The sequence below is a fragment of the Pseudoalteromonas sp. KS88 genome, from assembly GCF_004766475.1.
Lineage (GTDB): Bacteria > Pseudomonadota > Gammaproteobacteria > Enterobacterales > Alteromonadaceae > Pseudoalteromonas.
The window spans coordinates 1-1,720 of the sequence record NZ_PYHV01000051.1 but is presented as its reverse complement, the minus strand read 5'-3'; the positions used below and the strand labels follow the sequence as shown (position 1 = coordinate 1,720).

The 1,720-nt window shown below is 38.1% G+C and carries 3 protein-coding genes; all 3 read left to right on the top strand.

The genetic code is table 11. The features are described from left to right. Positions 1–477: 477 nt before the first annotated feature. The 3 genes from C7Y70_RS20415 (at position 478) to C7Y70_RS20405 (ending at position 1,387) form a co-directional block, all read left to right on the top strand. Positions 478–825 carry a DUF6883 domain-containing protein gene (locus tag C7Y70_RS20415; protein WP_135476855.1) on the top strand — a complete coding sequence of 116 codons (348 nt, stop codon included), beginning with the start codon at positions 478–480 and terminating at the stop codon, positions 823–825. A gap of 3 nt (positions 826–828) precedes the next feature. Continuing rightward, a complete protein-coding gene (locus tag C7Y70_RS20410; RefSeq protein WP_135476853.1) occupies positions 829–1,023 on the top strand; it encodes a DUF4926 domain-containing protein in 195 nt (64 codons plus the stop codon). Positions 1,024–1,165: 142 nt separating this feature from the next. Further along, the gene (locus tag C7Y70_RS20405) at positions 1,166–1,387 is read left to right on the top strand and encodes a hypothetical protein (RefSeq protein WP_135476851.1); all 222 of its coding nucleotides are present in this window, start codon (positions 1,166–1,168) and stop codon (positions 1,385–1,387) included. Positions 1,388–1,720: the final 333 nt, after the last annotated feature.

Sequence of the window (1,720 nt, the reverse complement as noted above, 5' to 3'; positions counted from 1 at the left end):
TTTCATGCGTGTAATTTAGGTTTAACAGTGATAACCGCTCACTTAATGAACGATGAGCGAGTGATAATAGAAAAAGAGATAAGTTTTAGCCCAAAATGGTAAACTTAATAGCACTGTTATATTTGCTCAATTAAAGTGGCTGTCTAGTTTATTTACAAGAAGTCCTCAATAAAGAATTAAATCTGCAATCATGCAGTCATGCAGTCATGCAGTCATTTTCATGCGTGTAATTTAGGTTTAACAGTGATAACCGCTCACTTAATGAACGATGAGCGAGTGATAATAGAAAAAGAGATAAGTTTTAGCCCAAAATGGTAAACTTAATAGCACTGTTATATTTGCTCAATTAAAGTGGCTGTCTAGTTTATTTGTCGTAAACTTAATAGCACTGTTATATTTGCTCAATTAAAGTGGCTGTCTAGTTTATTTACTAGCTGGCTCGGCAAGGCTGGCAATTGGGCTAAAGGCCTCTTCGGAATGAGAACTGGAGTCAACGCCACTGTAGCCACTGAAAAGTTTTCAGCTTACATATTCAAAGAAGGTGCAACTCACGGTAAAGATGCCATATATAGAGGGTTAGGCTATACGGCTGAACATTCTGCGCAACTAGCCAAAACGTACCAATCACAGGCCGCAAAACTATTTTCCCAAGGGAAGTATACCGCAGGTGAGATGACTCAGTACGGACAACGTATAAGCATTGGTATAAACCTTCGAGGGGTTGGTGCGGCTAGCGGAAAAAGTGCCCACATCAAGTCTGGCTGGATGATAAGGAAGGATGGTTCAATATCACTATCCACACCATTTTCGGGATTCATGAGGTGATGAATGATAAAAATATATAGCAAAATTAGACTGACATCTTCAGCGTATAGAGAAAAGGGCGTCAATGAAGGAAGTGAAGGTTATATCATTGAGGACTTTGAAGACGGAAATTTTGATGTGGAGTTTTCTGACTCCAAAGGGGAGACAAAGGCTATATTGATTTTAACTTCAACTGAGTTTGAGGTTGCCGATAGTTAACAGGTGCTGCTCTGGCGGCAATTCCATTGAATTGTCGCCCATCATCACAGCTTCACACCCGTTTCAACATTACTAGCAATCATCATCACCGTATAAAATATTCCCATTTTAGGCTATAATCGGGAAAGTTAACGGAGCCAATATGAGTAAAGTTGTAGAGTTCAAGTATCATCACAGTACCACGCCAACCATCGAAAATCGGAAAGTTCTTCCAACCCCACCCAAATACAGCCAAGTTCGTGAGCGTGAATATCTTCTACCCGATGAAGTCAATCGCATCATCAAAGCTGCCAAAAATGTAGGACGCCATGGCCACAGAGATATGACAATGCTGATTATTGGTAATTGGACCTACTACGCATAGTTGCAAAGTAATAGACCAAGTAAGCCATGGCGATGATTGGAAATGCTATGGCCAAACTAAAACACAAGACAAACCACATAAGTTTCAATACATTCATAGTATTGATTGTACTAAATAAAATAAAAAGGACACCCACCCTAAAGTTTGTATTTTTTATATTTTCAACCAAATACTAAAGTTTGTATTTTTTATATTTTCAAAATAAAAAGGACACCCAAAACAAATAAACAAAGAAAAACAAAGAAGACACCCATCCTAATGTTTGTATTTTTTATATTTTCAACTAACTTTCAATTAGTGCAAAAAACAAACAGGGTGTCACATGGCAATTGC